This window comes from Streptomyces sp. ADI95-17, from assembly GCF_003846175.1.
In the GTDB taxonomy this organism is placed as follows: domain Bacteria; phylum Actinomycetota; class Actinomycetes; order Streptomycetales; family Streptomycetaceae; genus Streptomyces; species Streptomyces sanglieri.
Window position 1 is genome coordinate 1043824 of the sequence record NZ_ML123045.1, and the last position, 14856, is coordinate 1058679.

The 14856-nt window shown below is 72.6% G+C and carries 15 protein-coding genes; 7 read left to right on the top strand and 8 right to left on the bottom strand.

Annotated elements, in window-relative coordinates; all coding sequences use genetic code 11:
- The first annotated feature begins 217 nt into the window (after positions 1-217).
- Complete coding sequence (locus tag EES42_RS12750; protein WP_003969786.1) at positions 218-421, top strand: cold-shock protein; 204 nt, start codon at positions 218-220, stop codon at positions 419-421.
- Positions 422-619: 198 nt separating this feature from the next.
- Entirely contained in the window at positions 620-2284 is a 1665-nt protein-coding gene (locus EES42_RS12755; protein WP_124718240.1) for a DEAD/DEAH box helicase, read from the top strand.
- A 75-nt stretch (positions 2285-2359) separates the two neighbouring features.
- Here EES42_RS12755 and EES42_RS12760 read toward each other — a convergent pair whose 3' ends face one another.
- Genes EES42_RS12760 through EES42_RS12775 form a run of 4 tightly spaced genes read right to left on the bottom strand, consistent with a single transcriptional unit; the run spans position 2360 to position 5794 of the window.
- Positions 2360-3421: an NAD(P)H-dependent flavin oxidoreductase gene (locus tag EES42_RS12760; protein ID WP_124718241.1), complete on the bottom strand. Its 1062-nt coding sequence runs from the start codon at positions 3419-3421 to the stop codon at positions 2360-2362.
- Positions 3421-4182 (bottom strand): CoA-transferase subunit beta, encoded by a 762-nt coding sequence (locus EES42_RS12765; protein WP_124718242.1) that lies wholly within the window; start codon positions 4180-4182, stop codon positions 3421-3423. Before EES42_RS12765 ends, EES42_RS12760 begins: the two co-directional genes overlap by 1 nt.
- Entirely contained in the window at positions 4179-5048 is an 870-nt protein-coding gene (locus tag EES42_RS12770) for a CoA transferase subunit A (RefSeq protein WP_124718243.1), read from the bottom strand. The genes EES42_RS12765 and EES42_RS12770 overlap by 4 nt, the downstream gene beginning before the upstream one ends.
- Before the next feature lie 2 nt (positions 5049-5050).
- Positions 5051-5794: an enoyl-CoA hydratase family protein gene (locus tag EES42_RS12775; RefSeq protein WP_124718244.1), complete on the bottom strand. Its 744-nt coding sequence runs from the start codon at positions 5792-5794 to the stop codon at positions 5051-5053.
- 98 nt (positions 5795-5892) lie between these two features.
- Between EES42_RS12775 and EES42_RS12780 the strand changes: the two genes are divergently transcribed.
- Complete coding sequence (locus EES42_RS12780) at positions 5893-6804, top strand: SDR family oxidoreductase (RefSeq protein WP_124718245.1); 912 nt, start codon at positions 5893-5895, stop codon at positions 6802-6804.
- Between the two features lie 345 nt (positions 6805-7149).
- Here EES42_RS12780 and EES42_RS12785 read toward each other — a convergent pair whose 3' ends face one another.
- Entirely contained in the window at positions 7150-8058 is a 909-nt protein-coding gene (locus EES42_RS12785; protein ID WP_124718246.1) for a hypothetical protein, read from the bottom strand.
- A gap of 242 nt (positions 8059-8300) precedes the next feature.
- On the opposite strand from EES42_RS12785, the gene EES42_RS12790 reads away from it, so the two are divergent.
- On the top strand, positions 8301-9077 hold the full coding sequence (locus EES42_RS12790) for a S1 family peptidase (RefSeq protein WP_124718247.1): 777 nt from the start codon (positions 8301-8303) through the stop codon (positions 9075-9077).
- Positions 9078-9107: 30 nt separating this feature from the next.
- Here the strand turns inward: EES42_RS12790 and EES42_RS12795 are convergent, their stop codons facing one another.
- Positions 9108-10934, bottom strand: coding sequence for a glycoside hydrolase family 35 protein (locus EES42_RS12795; protein ID WP_124718248.1), 1827 nt, complete (start codon positions 10932-10934; stop codon positions 9108-9110).
- Between the two features lie 252 nt (positions 10935-11186).
- Here EES42_RS12795 and EES42_RS12800 point away from each other — a divergent pair, with 252 nt between their 5' ends.
- On the top strand, positions 11187-12080 hold the full coding sequence (locus EES42_RS12800; RefSeq protein WP_124718249.1) for a helix-turn-helix domain-containing protein: 894 nt from the start codon (positions 11187-11189) through the stop codon (positions 12078-12080).
- An 11-nt stretch (positions 12081-12091) separates the two neighbouring features.
- Positions 12092-12418 carry a chorismate mutase gene (locus tag EES42_RS12805; RefSeq protein WP_124718250.1) on the top strand — a complete coding sequence of 109 codons (327 nt, stop codon included), beginning with the start codon at positions 12092-12094 and terminating at the stop codon, positions 12416-12418.
- Here the strand turns inward: EES42_RS12805 and EES42_RS12810 are convergent.
- Together EES42_RS12810 and EES42_RS12815 are read right to left on the bottom strand one after the other, a co-directional pair.
- The gene (locus EES42_RS12810) at positions 12363-13184 is read right to left on the bottom strand and encodes a hypothetical protein (RefSeq protein ID WP_206433448.1); all 822 of its coding nucleotides are present in this window, start codon (positions 13182-13184) and stop codon (positions 12363-12365) included. The genes EES42_RS12805 and EES42_RS12810 overlap by 56 nt on opposite strands.
- A 103-nt stretch (positions 13185-13287) precedes the next feature.
- Positions 13288-14115, bottom strand: coding sequence for a PP2C family protein-serine/threonine phosphatase (locus EES42_RS12815; protein ID WP_124718251.1), 828 nt, complete (start codon positions 14113-14115; stop codon positions 13288-13290).
- A 53-nt stretch (positions 14116-14168) separates the two neighbouring features.
- On the opposite strand from EES42_RS12815, the gene EES42_RS12820 reads away from it, so the two are divergent.
- Complete coding sequence (locus tag EES42_RS12820; RefSeq protein ID WP_124718252.1) at positions 14169-14813, top strand: SMI1/KNR4 family protein; 645 nt, start codon at positions 14169-14171, stop codon at positions 14811-14813.
- The last annotated feature ends 43 nt before the right edge of the window (positions 14814-14856 follow it).

The window sequence follows — 14856 nt, forward strand, 5'->3', positions numbered from 1 at the left end:
CGACCGGCCGCGCGGCGTGTTCCCACCGCTCGCCGACGGAACGTGCTACGGTTGTCGAGTTGCAGTTTTGGTACCCATGAACTTTATGTGCGCCTGACGGGAATGCTTCCTCAGGCGCATTATTGTTTTCCGGCTTTCTCCGGATGGGGCTCAATGCGGCGACTTGAAATTCGTAAAGTGCGGATTTCCGGCACTGCACCTCTTTTAGGAGAATGACATGGCTACTGGAACCGTGAAGTGGTTCAACTCGGAAAAGGGCTTCGGCTTCATCGAGCAGGACGGCGGCGGCGCCGACGTCTTCGCCCACTACTCCAACATCGCCACCTCGGGCTTCCGTGAGCTCCAGGAGGGCCAGAAGGTCTCCTTCGACGTCACGCAGGGCCAGAAGGGCCCGCAGGCGGAGAACATCGTCCCGGCCTAATCGCCGGACGCGTACCTCGCAACCGGGGCCCGCACCGTGAAGGTGCGGGTCCCGGTTTGTGCTGTCCCCGGGACATGCCGGAAACAGGCGCGCCCGCCCACGGCGCCCTCCGGCAGCCCCATGCAGTTCCCCGCAGTCCCACGCAGTTCTCAGGAATCCCCAGGACTCCTCAGGAATCCCCCAGGAGGGCAATTCCGTATGACCCGCTCCGAACGCCAGGACCGACCCGCCCGCAACCGCCCGTCGAGGGGGCGCGGCACGGCCCCGGCAAAGGCAACCGCTAAGGGTTCCGGCAAGGGATCCGGCAAGGCGTCGCCCCGTCGCAGGGCCACGCCGCCGCAGGGTGAATTCGCCCTGCCCGAAACCATGACCCCCGCACTGCCCGCCGTAGCGGCGTTCGCCGAGCTGGACATGCCCGCAGCCCTGCTGAAGACCCTTGCCGCGCAGGGCGTGACCGACCCGTTCCCGATCCAGGGCGCCACCCTGCCGAACTCGCTCGCCGGCCGGGACATCCTCGGCCGCGGCCGCACCGGCTCCGGCAAGACCCTCGCGTTCGGCCTCGCCCTGCTGGCCCGCACCGCCGGCCGGCGCGCCGAGCCGAAGGCCCCGCTCGCACTCGTCCTGGTCCCGACCCGCGAACTGGCCCAGCAGGTCACCGACGCGCTGACGCCGTACGCGACGTCCGTGAACCTGCGCCTGGCCACCGTCGTCGGCGGCATGTCGATCACCAAGCAGTCCGGCACGCTGCGCCGGGGCGCCGAGGTGCTCGTCGCCACGCCGGGACGGCTGAAGGACCTCATCGAGCGCGGCGACTGCCGTCTCGACCAGGTCGCCATCACCGTCCTCGACGAGGCCGACCAGATGGCCGACATGGGCTTCATGCCGCAGGTCGTCGCCCTGCTCAAGCAGGTCGAGCCGGACGGCCAGCGGATGCTGTTCTCCGCGACGCTCGACAAGAACATCGACCGGCTGGTCAAGATGTTCCTGACCGACCCGGTCGTGCACTCCGTCGACCCGTCCGCCGGCGCCGTCACCACCATGGAGCACCACGTGCTCCATGTGATCGACGAGACCGACAAGAAGGCCGTCGCCACGAAGATCGCCGCCCGTGAGGGCCGGGTGATCATGTTCGTGGACACCAAGCGCGCCGCCGACCGGTTCGCCAAGCGGCTGCTCGCCAGCGGTGTACGGGCCGCCGCCCTGCACGGCGGGCGCTCGCAGCCGCAGCGCAACCGGACCCTGGACCAGTTCAAGAACGGCCAGGTCACCGCACTCGTCGCGACCAACGTGGCGGCCCGCGGCATTCACGTCGACGACCTGGACCTGGTCGTCAACGTGGACCCGCCGACCGACCACAAGGACTACCTCCACCGGGGCGGGCGCACCGCGCGCGCCGGTGAGTCCGGCAGCGTCGTCACGCTGGTGCTGCCCGAGGAGAAGCGGGACATGACCCGGCTGATGGCCGACGCGGGCATCGCCCCGCAGACCACCCGGATCAAGTCCAGCGACGAGGAGCTCACCCGGATCACCGGGGCCCGCGAGCCGTCGGGCATCGCGATCGTCATCGAGGTCCCGCAGCCGACCCCGCCGAAGCAGCGCACGCGCTCGGGCGGGACCTCGGCGGGCGGCACCGGCTTCCGCTCGGGCAGCCGGGGCCGCGGCCGGCGCGGTGGTGCCGGACAGGGCGGCGGCGAGACCCGCTCCACGGGCGGCGCCTCCCGCACCGCCGGCACGGGCGGCTCCGCGCGCGGTACCGGCTCGGGCGGTGGCCGTGGCAACGGCGAGCCGCGCGGCGCGGGTGCCGGGCGCTCCGGTGCCGGCCGCGGCGGCGCGACGGCGGGACGTGGCCGCAGGGCCGCGTAGCCGTACGTACGCAACGACACACGGCGAGGGGCGCCCGGAGGGATCCGGGCGCCCCTCGCCGCGTCCGCCGGCCGCCTACACGTCCGCGCCCTCCGCGCGGATCACCGTGCCCAGTGCCTCGTGGGCCTCGGCCATCACCCGTTCCACCAACTCCGCGCAGCTGGGCAGGTCCTCGATCAGGCCGGCCACCTGGCCCGAGGCCATCACCCCCAGGTCCGTCCGGCCGTCCACCATGGACGCCTTCAGGAGCATCGGGGTGTTGGCCGCCAGCAGGACCTGGCTCCACGACAGGTCCTTGCCGTGTTTCATCGCCAGGCCGTCGCGCACCATCCGGGACCAGCTGGTCCCGGAGATCCGCCGGAAGCCCGCCGCCCGGCGCACCGCCTGGGCCAGTGCCCGGACCCGGCCCGCGTTCTCCAGCGCCGCGACCATCTCCGTACGCAGCATCCGGTGCGGCAGCCCGTCCACCGCCCTGGTGACCGTGATGTCCTTGACGCCCGCCGCCAGATACCGGGCCTTCACCGCGTCCGGCACGGTCGAGTCCGACGTCAGCAGGAACCGCGTGCCCATCGCGATGCCCGCCGCCCCGTACGCCAGCGCCGCCACCAGGCCCCGGCCGTCGCGGAAGCCGCCCGCCGCGATCACCGGGATGTCCACCGCGTCGGCCACCTGGGGCAGCAGTACCGTGGTCGCCACCTCACCGGTGTGCCCGCCGCCCTCGCCGCCCTGCACGATCACCGCGTCCGCGCCCCACGCCGCGACCTTCTCGGCATGGCGTCTGGCACCGACCGACGGGATCACGACCACCCCCGCGTCCTTCAGCTCGGCGATCAGCTCCTTCGAGGGGGCCAGTGCGAAGGACGCCACTTTCACGCCCTCGTCGACGATGATCCGTACCCGCTCGCGCGCGTCGCCCGCGTCGGCCCGCAGATTGACGCCGAACGGCTCGTCCGTACGGGACTTCACCTCCCGCACCGCCGCCCGCAGTTGCTCGGTGGTCATCGTCGCGGAGGCCAGGATGCCCAGTGCGCCGGCCCGGGCCGTGGCGGTGACCAGGCGGGGGCCGGCGACCCAGCCCATGCCGGTCTGCACGACGGGGTGGCGGACGCCGACGAGCTCCGTGAGCGCCGTCCGCATCAGACCCCGACCTCGCGGTTGCGGGTGCCCTGCGGGTCGATGGCCTCACGGATCAGGGCCAGCTCCGCGGCGGTCGGTTCCCGGGTGAACGGGACGTCGTCCGCGATCGTGAGCGCGAAACCGGTGGCCTCGCGGACCTGGTCGACGGTGACGCCCGGGTGCACCGAGGCCAGCCGCATGGAGCGGTCCGGGGTCGCGAAGTCGAAGACGCCGAGATCGCTCACCACGCGCGGGATGCGGTGGTAGCGGGTGGCCGACGGACCGGCCGCCGCCGCGCTGTCGTGGCCGACCCCGCAGATCATGTCGACGCGCTCGACGAAGACCCGGGTGGAGTGCCGGGGGATCCAGTAACTGACCGGGTTGTTCAGGGTGTTGACCGGGGCGCCGCGCACGCCGAGCAGCTGGCGGGAGGGCTGTTCCCAGTCGCCGATGCAGGAGATGTTCTGGTTGCCGAACCGGTCGATCTGGCTCGCCCCCATCATCACGTGGCGCCTGCCGCCGGTGACCATGGTGAGGTGTCGGCGGTAGGGCAGCCAGCCCTCCGTCTCTCCGTCCGGGGCGACGAGCAGCGCCTCGCCGTCGGTGAGCAGCAGATCGGGCGAGAAGGTGCGCCGGGCGAGCCGGGCGCCGACGGACGGGACGAGGCCCATCGGGCTGGCGAGCACCTCGCCGTTGTCGCGCCAGGCGTCGGCGCAGGCGATCACGCAGTACTCGGCCCGGGTGACGGCCGCCGGGTTCGCGGTCGCGTTCCTTGTGGTCATTTCTGCTCCTCGTGCCAGGTCCGGACGGCCGACTGGTAGCCCTTCTCGTCGCCCCCGGCGGGCAGGAAGCGCTCGCTGAAGGCCGCCCAGGCCCCGGGGTCGGCGGCGGCGGTCGCGTACGCCTTCTGGAACGCCTCGTCGCGCGGGTGGTCGGGCACGCAGGAGGTGAAGTGCGCGCCGTTCGGGGTCTCGACGACGCCGGTGACGGAGTGCCGCCCGACGAGGAGGGTCTGCGGGGCGGCGTTCCCGGTGAGTTCGGCCGTCTCCACGAGGCGTTCGCAGGACACGTACGCGGTGTCCGCGGCCTCGCAGAACAGGTCGTCGAAGTACGGGTCGGGGCCGAGGTACTGGCCGTTGCCGAACCGGTCGGCGCGGTTCAGGTGGACCAGCGCGGCGTCCATCCGCAGCGCGGGCATCGCGACGAACTCCTCGCCGTCCTCGTACGGCGAGGTCACCGTGCGCAGGCCCGGGTTGACCCGCATCACGCCGGAGCCGAGGCCGGCCCGCACGGGGAGGAACGGCAGCCGGTTCGCGGCGGCGTGCAGCCCCCACATGAACATGGCCTCGTCGATCTCCATCAGTTCGAACGCGCCGCGCTGGCGGGCCGCCCTGAAGTGGGGTTCGAGCGGGATCGAGTCGAGCGTGACGAAGGCCGCGACCAGTTTCCGGATCCGGCCGGCCGCGGCGAGCAGCCCCACGTCGGGGCCGCCGTACGAGATCACGGTGAGGTCGGTGACCTCGGAGCGGAGCAGCGCCCGCACCAGCGCCATGGGTTTGCGGCGCGAGCCCCAGCCGCCGATGCCGATCGTCATCCCGCTGCTGAGCCGGGAGACGACGTCGTCGGCCGTCATGGTCTTGTCGGTCATGGTCATGCCTCCTTGCCGAAGGTCTCGCGTACGCGGTCGGCGACCCCGCTGAGGTTGGCCTCGAAGGTGAAGCCCTGCTCGAAGCGGTAGCTGCGGCGTACGTCCACCGGGTCGATGCCGTTGATGGCGGCCTTGGCCAGCCGGATCAGATACCCGTCCTTGCGGGCGATCTCGCCCGCCAGCTCAAGGGCCGCACCGAGGAGTTCCTCGCGCGGTACGACCTTCCAGACGGAGCCGTGGGCGTGCAGTTCGGCGGCGGTGGCGGTGCGCGAGGTGTAGTAGAGCGCCCGCATCAGATGCTGGGGCACCAGCCGGGCCAGATGGGTCGCGGCGCCGAGCGCGCCCCGGTCCAGCTCGGGCAGGCCGAACGTGGCGTCGTCGCTCGCCACGATCGCGTCCGCGTTGCCGACCAGGCCGATGCCGCCGCCGAGACAGAAGCCGTTCACCGCGGCGACGACCGGGACCTCGCACTCGTAGACGGCGGCGAACGCCTCGTAGCAGCCGCGGTTGGCGCCGATCAGGGCCTCGTGCCCGGTGTCGCGCTGCATCTCCTTGATGTCGACGCCCGCGTTGAACCCGCGTCCGGTGGCGGCCAGCACGACGCAGCGGACCTCGGGATCGCGGCCCGCCGCGCGCAGCGCGTCGGCGAGGTCGTACCAGCCGCGCACGGGGAGCGCGTTGACGGGCGGGTGGTCGACGGTGACGAGCCGGATGCCCTTGCCGGGGCTTGTGGTGGAGACACCCATGAGCGAATCAGCTACCTTTCCACCAAACATTTGTTAGGTGTGGAAGGTAGCAGCCTGCCCCCGCATCGCCAATAAGGGGACGAGTAGGGAGACGAGTGATGACTGGTCTGTGCGACGGCCGCGTGGTGGTCGTGACGGGTGCGGGGCGCGGGCTCGGCCGGGCCCACGCGCTCGCCTTCGCCGCCGAGGGCGCGAAGGTGGTCGTCAACGATCTGGGGGTCGGCCCAGGCGGCGACGGCGGCTCCCTCGGCCCGGCGCAGCTGGTGGTCGACGAGATCGTGGCGGCGGGCGGCGAGGCGGTCGCCCACGGGGGCGACATCGCCACGACCGAGGGGGCCGCCTCGCTGGTCGCGGCCGCGCTGGAGGGCTTCGGGCGGCTGGACACCCTGGTCAACAACGCCGGGTTCCTGCGCGACCGGATGCTGGTGAATCTGGACGAGGACGACTGGGACGCCGTGATGCGGGTCCATCTCAAGGGCCACTTCCTGCCGTTGCGGCATGCGGTGGCGCACTGGCGGGCCGAGGCGAAGGCGGGCCGCGCACCGGTCGCCCGGGTGATCAACACCAGCTCCGGCGCGGGGCTGCTCGGCAGCGTCGGCCAGGGCAACTACTCCGCCGCGAAGGCCGGGATCGTCGGCCTGACACTGGTCGCCGCGGAGGAGACGGGCCGCTACGGGGTCCAGGTCAACGCGATCGCCCCGGCGGCCCGGACCCGGATGACCGAGCAGACGTTCGCGCAGACGATGGCGGCGCCGGGGGAGGGCGGGTTCGACGCGATGGCCCCGGAGAACGTCTCCCCGCTGGTGGTGTGGCTCGGCTCGGCCGCGAGCGACGGGGTGACCGGGCGGGTCTTCGAGGTGGAGGCCGGACGGATCACGGTCATGGAGGGCTGGCGGCCCGGCCCCACCGCGGACCGGGGTGCGCGGTGGGCGCCGGGGGAGGCGGGGGAGGCGGTGCGGAAGCTGCTCGCCCGGGCGGAGCCGGCGCAGCCGGTGTACGGGGCGCGGTAGCGGTACGCCGAGTGGGGGCGCACCCCGCGACGGGCCCGCCCTCGGTCGTCGGCCCGGCCGGTGTCACTCCGCGCCCGGGGCCGGGAGGTGGCGCCGCACCTTGTTGCTGGGGTCGGCTGCCAACTGGCCGGTCCTGCGGCTCATTTCCCGCGGTCCAGGATGTGTGTCTGTCACCGCTCCGCCCCGAAGGTTACGTGGCCGGTGGCACCGCCGGACGGGCCGTACGGCAGCGGAGCCGGGGCCACCGGGCCGCCCTCGAAGGCGTACGGGACGCCGGGGTCCGCGGGGGTGCCCGGCCGGTCCTGGGCGCGCCGCCGGTCCTTGGCGCAGCGGTGGCGGCCCGGTTCAGGTGCTGCAGTCCAGCACGGTGCGGCACAGACCGCACCGGGCCCGCACCCGGCCCCGTACCGGAACGCGGATGCGCTGGTGGCAGACCGGGCACGCGAAGGAGACCCGCAGCCCGTCCGGGCCGCCCTCGAAGGCGTACGGGACGCCGGGGTCCGCGGGGGTGCCCGGCCGGTCCTGGGCGCGCCGCCGGTCCTTGGCGTAGCGGCGACGGCCCGCCCAGCCCGCCGCGGTGAGCGGCGGCTGCCGGGTGTCCTGGAGGGCCTGTGCGCGCCCCTCGGTGTAGGCCTCGTACGCCTGTGGGCTGGTGAACCACGGTGACGGGTCCTCGTCGAAGACGAACGCCCGCTTGGCGAGGACGTACCCGAACTCCTCCGGGGTGAGGTAGCCGAGCTTCTGGCTGGAGACCCGGTCCTCGCGGAAGGCGTCGAGCAGCAGCCACCCCGCGCCCAGGTACGTGGTCACGGTGTCGGTGAGGATCTCGTTGTCCCGCGTGCCGGGGAACTCCAGGCCGAGGCGGTGCAGCAGCACATGCGTGACCTCGTGCGAGAGCGCGGCGCCGATGTCCCTGCGGTGGGTGCGGAAGCGGTCGTTCAGCTCGACGAAGTACTCGGGGCCGGCGGTCAGTTCGACCCCGGCGGCGTGCTCCATCGCGCGGAAGCCGACGATCATGCGGGCGTCCGGCAGATGGAGATGCCGGACCACCGCCCGGGCCACCCGCTGGCTGCCGAGATACAGATCGTCCTGGTCGCCGAAGGCGGCGTCGACGGGCGCGAGGCTCGTGGCGTAGCCACGGACACCGTCGTACGACAGCCGCCGGTACAGCGCGGTGATCGCGGACCGGACCGTTTCGAGGTGCGGGAAACCGTGGACCACCGGGCTGCCGGTGCTCCGGCTGCTGTCCGCCACGTGCCACCCCTGTCCGCGAGGTCCGACCGGCTTTCACTGTAGCCGCAGGGCTTCAGATGATCTTGGCCGGAAAGTGATCCTTGTGGGGGTCGTGATCATTTCCCGATAATCCGAACCACGCCTTTGTCGGGAGCATGACTATCGGTGCGGTGCCTGCCGCCCGCGGTCGGCACCCGGCCCGGGCGGCAGGCACTCCCCACAAGTACCCCCCACAAGCACCCCCCACGAAAGAAGGCAGTCTCTTGAAGCAGCTTCTGCGTGCCGTGAAGAGATGTTCCGTCATAGCCGCCGTGGTTCTCGCGGCCGTCAGCCTCCAGCCCGCCGGAGCCTCCGCGGCTCCCCAGCCGGTCGTCGGCGGAACCCGCGCCGCCCAGGGTGAATTCCCGTTCATGGTCCGGCTGTCGATGGGCTGCGGCGGCGCCCTCTACGCCAAGGACATCGTCCTCACCGCCGCGCACTGCGTGGACGGCTCGGGCAACAACACCTCCATCACCGCCACCGCGGGCGTCGTCGACCTGCAGTCCTCCAGCGCCGTCAAGGTCAAGTCCACCAAGGTCCTCCAGGCCCCCGGCTACAACGGCGCGGGCAAGGACTGGGCACTCATCAAGCTCGCCAAGCCCATCGACCTGCCGACCCTGAAGATCGCCACCACCACCGCGTACAACAACGGCGACTTCACCATCGCCGGCTGGGGCGCGGCCACCGAGGGCGGCGCCCAGCAGCGCTACCTGCTCAAGGCCTCCGTGCCGTTCGTCTCCGACGCCGACTGCGAGGCCGCGTACGGCAGCGACCTCGTCCCCGGTGACGAGATCTGCGCCGGGCTGATCGACACCGGCGGCGTCGACACCTGCCAGGGCGACTCCGGCGGCCCCATGTTCCGCAAGGACAACGCCGGAGCCTGGATCCAGGTCGGCATCGTCAGCTGGGGCCAGGGCTGCGCCGAACCCGGCTACCCCGGCGTGTACAGCGAGGTCTCGACCTTCGCCGCCAACATCGCGTCCGCGGCAGCCACTCTCTGACCCCGGCCCCGGCCCCGGCCGGTCGCCGAGTCACACCTGAGCATCCCCGGGGGTGTCCGTCCTGACGGGCACCCCCGGGCCCAGCTCCGCGTACGGCGCGCCCGCGCCCTCCAGCTCCAGCACCCACACCTCGTTGACGCCCTCCCGCAGCACCGGCCCCGGCACATACAGCGTCCGCTGCGCGCCCAGCGACCAGTAGCGCCCCAGGCAGAAGCCGTTCACCCAGACGAACCCCCGCGTCCAGTCGGGAAGTTCGAGCCCGGCATGCCCGGTGCCGGCCGCCCCGGAGACCTCGAACGTCCCCCGGAACAGCCCGGTGGAACCGGCCGCCCCGGCGCCGGCGAACGCCACCCCGGCGCCGGCGAACGCCACCCCGGCCAGCGCGTCCGGCTTCTCGAACGCCTCCAGCCGCAGCGCCCGCGCCCGCACCCCGTGCAGATACTGCCGCTCGTGGCGCACCCCGCCGGAGATCCCCTTGGGCTCACCGAGCCGCGGCCCGTAATTGACCCGGCCCAGCGACTCCACCCACAGCTCGACCTCCGCGGGCCCGGCCACCGGCTCGTCCAGGGCGCTGTTCTCCTCGGTGAGCACCCCCTCCCGGACCCCGTCCACGTACACCACGGCCCGGTCCCGCAGCCCCGTCACGTCCAGGGCGTACGGCTTGCGCGGACCGGGAACGGACACCTGGTAGCGCACCAGACCCCGGTCGACACCCAGCTCCTCGAAGGTCGGCGGCACCCCGGACGGCGCCGCCTCCTCGTCGCCCAGCGCGTCCAGCACGGCACCCAGCGGCGCCCAGTCGGTCAGCTCGGCCCGCACCGGAGCCGCCAGCCCGACCGGCTCCGGCGGAAGCTCCGGGAGCGGCCCGTCCGCGTACTCGGCGAGCACCTCGCGGAACAGCCGGAACTTCTCCGTGGGGCGGCCGTACTCGTCGATCGGCGCGTCGTAGTCGTACGACGTCACCGTCGGCAGGAAGTCCTGGTCCTGGATCGGGCCGGACCGGTTCGCCCCCGCCCACCCGGCGAAGTTCGTCCCCCCGTGCGCCATGTAGATGTTCACCGACGCCCCGCACTCCAGGATCTCCCGCAACGCCTCGGTGGCCTGCGCCGGCTTCCGGACGATCGGCTCGGCACCCCAGTGCTCGAACCACCCGCACCAGAACTCCATGCACATCAGCGGCCCCTTCGGCTGATGGCGGCGCAGCACCTCGAACGCCTCCCGGGCACCCGACCCGAAGTTCGCCGTGGCCAGCACCCCCGGCACCGAGCCGCCGGTGAGCATGTGGTCCTCCGGCCCGTCGGAGGTGAACAGCGGCACGGTCACCCCGCGCTCGCGCAGCATCCCCGCCACCCGCCGCAGATAGACCTGATCGGAGCCGTAGCTGCCGTACTCGTTCTCCGCCTGGACCATGATCACCGGTCCGCCGCGCCCGATCTGCCGCTGCACCACCTGCGGCAGCAGCGCACCGAACCACCGCTCCACGGCGCCCAGGTACTCCTCGTCACGCGACCGCACCCGCCGGCCGAACCGCCCCGTCACCCAGACCGGCAGACCGCCGTTCTCCCACTCGGCGCAGATGTACGGACCCGGCCGGACGATCGCCCACAGCCCGGCCCGCTGCGCCGCGTCCAGGAACCGGCCGAGCGCCGCCACGTCCCGGAACCGGCCGGGCTGCGGCTCGTGCAGATTCCACGGCACATACGTCTCGACGCAGTTGAGCCCCATGGCGCGCAGCATCGACAGCCGGTGATCCCACTGCGCCTCGTGCACCCGGAAGTAGTGCAGCGCCCCCGACAGCAGCCGTACGGGCTTCCCGTCGATCCGGAAGTGGTCGTCCCCCACGGTGAAGTCAGCCATCGTGCTCGTACTCTCCTGTGCGTGCGGCCCCCGGAACCGCACGGCCCGGGCCCGTACGACAGCACGCACCACGGAGCGGGCGAACCCGGGAGGAATGTTGCCACCAGCTTCGCCCCCTGGCGTCCGGCCGGTCCATGGACAAAGATCACTGCTGTTTGGACACAATTGTTCGGACCAATTGTTCGGACCAGCTGTCCGGACCTGCGTGAGAAGTGTCCGTACCCATGTGAGAAAGGGGAGGAAGGAAGGCCGATGTACCACACCTGGATGCGTTTCTTCACTCCCAGCCCGCTCCACCACCGGCTGGGCCTGGTCTGCCTGGGCGTGGGGCTCCAGCACGGCGCGCTGCCGACCGTCGGCCCCCGCACCCTGGACCACCACGTGGCCGTCGTCATCAACTCCGGCAGCGGCTGGTTCACCGCACCGGACGGCCGCCGGGTGCCCGTCACCGCCCCCAGCCTGATCTGGCTGACCCCCGGCACCCCGCACCACTACGGTGCCGATCCGGGCACCGGCTGGGACGAGAGCTTCGTCGACTTCACCGGCCCCGCCACCGCCACCTACACCGAACTGGGCTACATCGAGCCCGACCGCCCGCTCGTCCCGCTCGCCGACACGGCGGGCCCCCGCGCCGCGATCGGCCGGATCGTACGCGCGGCACGGCGCGGCAACCCGCTGCTGGAGGTCGAGACCGGCGCCGCCGTCCACGAACTCCTCGTCGCCCTGCGCCGGGCCCGCGCCGATGTCAGCCCCGACGGCGACCCCGTGCTCCAGGCCCTGGCCCGCGACGCCTTCCAGCCATTGTCCGTCGCCGAACACGCGGCCCGGCACGGCATGACCCCCGCCGAACTGCGCACGGCGGTACGCCGGGGTGCCGGATGCAGTCCCAAGGACTACCTCCTCGGCATCCGGCTCGGCCGCGCCAAGGAGCTCCTCGCCGCCACCGACCTGCCGGTCGCCGCCGTCGCCCGGCGCGTCGGCTACGACGATCCGGCGTACTTCTCCCGCCTCTTCGCCCGCCGGGTCGGCACCGCCCCGGTCCGCTTCCGCGAGCAGCAGGGCCGCAACGTGCCCGGAGGCTGGAGCGACCAGGTTCCGGACCCGGAGCACCCACCGACGATCACTCCACTGGGCCCGGCCGTCTAAGCTCGCTGACCATGACCACCAGGGACATCGACGAGTCCGTGAGCGCGGAACTGAACCGGCTGCGCGAGAGCATCGACAACATTGACGCCGCTGTTGTCCACATGCTCGCCGAGCGCTTCAAGTGCACCCAGCAGGTCGGCCACCTCAAGGCCGCCCATCACCTCCCGCCGGCCGACCCGGCCCGCGAAGGCAGGCAGATCGAACGGCTGCGGCAGCTGGCCGAGAGCGCGCACCTGGATCCGGCCTTCGCCGAGAAGCTGCTGAACTTCATCGTGGCGGAGGTCATCCGCCACCACGAGCGGATCGCGGAGGAGTCGGCGACGAACGGGCAGGCGTGAGCACCGGGGCCCGAGGACCCACCGGCCGGCGCGCCCCGCGCCACGACCGCACCGCCCAGGCACTCAGCAGCAGCCCGAGCCCCGTGGCCAGCACGACGAGCCCGGCCCCCGCCGACTCGTTGACATGATCACCGTTGCCCTGGGGTTCGGGCAGACCGGCGGCCGCCCAGCCGGGGAGGAACAGCAGCCCCACCCCCACCAGGGCCGGCACCGCCCAGCCGAACCGGTCACGGCGCGAGCACCGGGCCGACACCACGGCGCCCACGGTCAGCAGCACCGCATACCCGAACGCCGGCAGCACCGTGTACGTCAGCCACTCGGCCAGCAACGGCCGCCAGAACCACTGCGATTCAGGTCTCGGCCCGTCGAAGTAGTACAGGGTCCGAGGCTGCGGCTCACCCAGGAAGTCCCGGAGAGTGCCGGGCACCAGACCGCCCAGCAGCCCTCCGGCGAACACGAGCCCCGCGAACCGCGCCACCGCCCCGCCGCCCGCCCGCCACCGGTCCGCCGGAACGATCCGGAGCACCACCACGGCACACCAGCCGGCCAGCAGCCCCAGGAACACCCCCTTGACCGCCCCGTAGCCGACCGGGGTCCAGGCGTTCCACGCGTAGTTCTGCGTGTGCGCGGCCCGCCAGCTCCCCGCGAGACACCAGACGACCGCACCCGCCGCCACACCCCACGGCGCGACCCCCACGACCCACCGCCGCTCACCACCCATAGCCCCGGCATCCCGCCCGGCCACCCCCTGCACCGCTTCGGACACCGTCCGCCCCATCCGCTCGACACTTCCGCCCGGCACCAGACAGCAGCGCCCGTCGCAACGCGGGACGCGACGGCCGCCCGCACGGTTGCACGATCCGGCCCGGCTACGCCCCGGCCACCGGAACACCCGGCGGACCGGGGACGACGAGGACGAGCACCACCGTCACGTTGTCGTGCCCGCCCGCCTCCAGGGCGTACCCCACCAGCGACCGCGCCTCCTCCGGAACCCCACCACCGGCCGGACGACGGCCGAGCACATCCCGCAGCGCGGCCGCGCCGGGCAGATAACGCCACAGCCCGTCGGTGCACAGCAGCAGCCGGCCGGGCACCGAGGGCCGGTAGCTCCGCACACGCGGCGCCGGATCACCGGCATCGGCCCCCAACCACGCGGAGAGCGCCTCGTGCTCACCCGTGTCGTCCTCGGTCAGCGCCCTCCCCGGCCCCTCCTCGGGCAGCCAGTAGGCACGGCTGTCACCGATCCAGGCGCTCCAGACACCCTCGGGGCCCGCGACACCGGCGACGAACGTACAGGCGGGCGCGGCCGCCACCGACTCCGCGAGACCGGCGACGGCGCGCCCCGCCCGCACGGCCGCGTCGTCGAGCGCACACTCCGGCAGCGCACCCTCCCGCAACCGTGCCACCAGCACATTCAGCCCGACCTCGGCCGCGACCCGGGCCGCCCGCTCCGACCGCGGCGACATGGACACCCCGTCGCAGACGACCGCGGCCGTCCATCGGCCGACCGTGGCCAGCGCCATCGCGTCCGCGTTGACACCCCGGTGCCGGCCCCGGTCACTGACCCCCGCCGCACCACTGCCCGTCGTGATCTCCATCCGTGACCGGAACGACGGCTGGGCGCCACCGCAGTCCCAGCAGTAGCCGTCGGGAGCGACCGTCCCGCCGCACAGGACACACTCCGTGATCTCGCTCATCAGCCGCGCATTCTGCCAGAGCGGCTGTCAGCGACCCCGCGTACCGTTCAGCCATGCCGGACACCGAACAGGACGAGCCCGCACCCGAGTTCCGCCCCGCCGTTCACCCATGGCGCGAGCTGCTCCAGCGCTGGAGCGACGAATGGCTCGACCCGGTCCTGCACGAGCAGGAGCGCTCCGAACCCTTTCCGGACGCGGTACGGGCGGCCCGCTGGCTGGGATCGGCCGGTGCGACCCCCCAGGAGCTCGCGGCGCTCGAAGCACGACTGGGCACCGTACTCCCGCCCAGCTACCGGGAGTTCCTGCTGACCAGCGACGGATGGCTCGACACCACGGGCGGAATCCGGCGGCTCCTGCCCGTACGCGAGATCGGCTGGGTCAGGGATCTCGACCCGGAGCTGATCGAGGGCTGGACCGGCGGCGGGGAACCGGACGACGTCCCCGACGAGCAGTACTTCGTCTACGGCGACGAGCAGGAACCCTGGACCATCCGGACCGAATACCTGAACCACCTGCTCAAGATCAGCCACACCCCCGGGGCACTGGACGTCTACCTGCTCAACCCGCGCGTCGTCACCCCCGACGGCGAATGGGAGGCCTGGTACTTCGCCCACTGGCTGCCCGGAGCGGTCCGCCACCGCTCCTTTTGGGACCTCATGCACGACGAGTACCGGAGTTTCCGCGGCGACCGGGGGTGACCGCCCGCCCCGGCGGGAGACCGCTCAGCCGTGCGAGAACCCG

Coding starts and splice junctions, on each gene's coding strand:
- EES42_RS12795 (WP_124718248.1), bottom strand. CDS start 10,934: ATGGCTGACTTCACCGTGGGGGACGACCACTTCCGGATCGACGGGAAG.
- EES42_RS12820 (WP_124718252.1), top strand. CDS start 14,169: ATGCCGGACACCGAACAGGACGAGCCCGCACCCGAGTTCCGCCCCGCC.
- EES42_RS12780 (WP_124718245.1), top strand. CDS start 5,893: ATGACTGGTCTGTGCGACGGCCGCGTGGTGGTCGTGACGGGTGCGGGG.
- EES42_RS12775 (WP_124718244.1), bottom strand. CDS start 5,794: ATGGGTGTCTCCACCACAAGCCCCGGCAAGGGCATCCGGCTCGTCACC.
- EES42_RS12815 (WP_124718251.1), bottom strand. CDS start 14,115: ATGAGCGAGATCACGGAGTGTGTCCTGTGCGGCGGGACGGTCGCTCCC.
- EES42_RS12750 (WP_003969786.1), top strand. CDS start 218: ATGGCTACTGGAACCGTGAAGTGGTTCAACTCGGAAAAGGGCTTCGGC.
- EES42_RS12755 (WP_124718240.1), top strand. CDS start 620: ATGACCCGCTCCGAACGCCAGGACCGACCCGCCCGCAACCGCCCGTCG.
- EES42_RS12800 (WP_124718249.1), top strand. CDS start 11,187: ATGTACCACACCTGGATGCGTTTCTTCACTCCCAGCCCGCTCCACCAC.
- EES42_RS12805 (WP_124718250.1), top strand. CDS start 12,092: ATGACCACCAGGGACATCGACGAGTCCGTGAGCGCGGAACTGAACCGG.
- EES42_RS12770 (WP_124718243.1), bottom strand. CDS start 5,048: ATGACCGACAAGACCATGACGGCCGACGACGTCGTCTCCCGGCTCAGC.
- EES42_RS12765 (WP_124718242.1), bottom strand. CDS start 4,182: ATGACCACAAGGAACGCGACCGCGAACCCGGCGGCCGTCACCCGGGCC.
- EES42_RS12760 (WP_124718241.1), bottom strand. CDS start 3,421: ATGCGGACGGCGCTCACGGAGCTCGTCGGCGTCCGCCACCCCGTCGTG.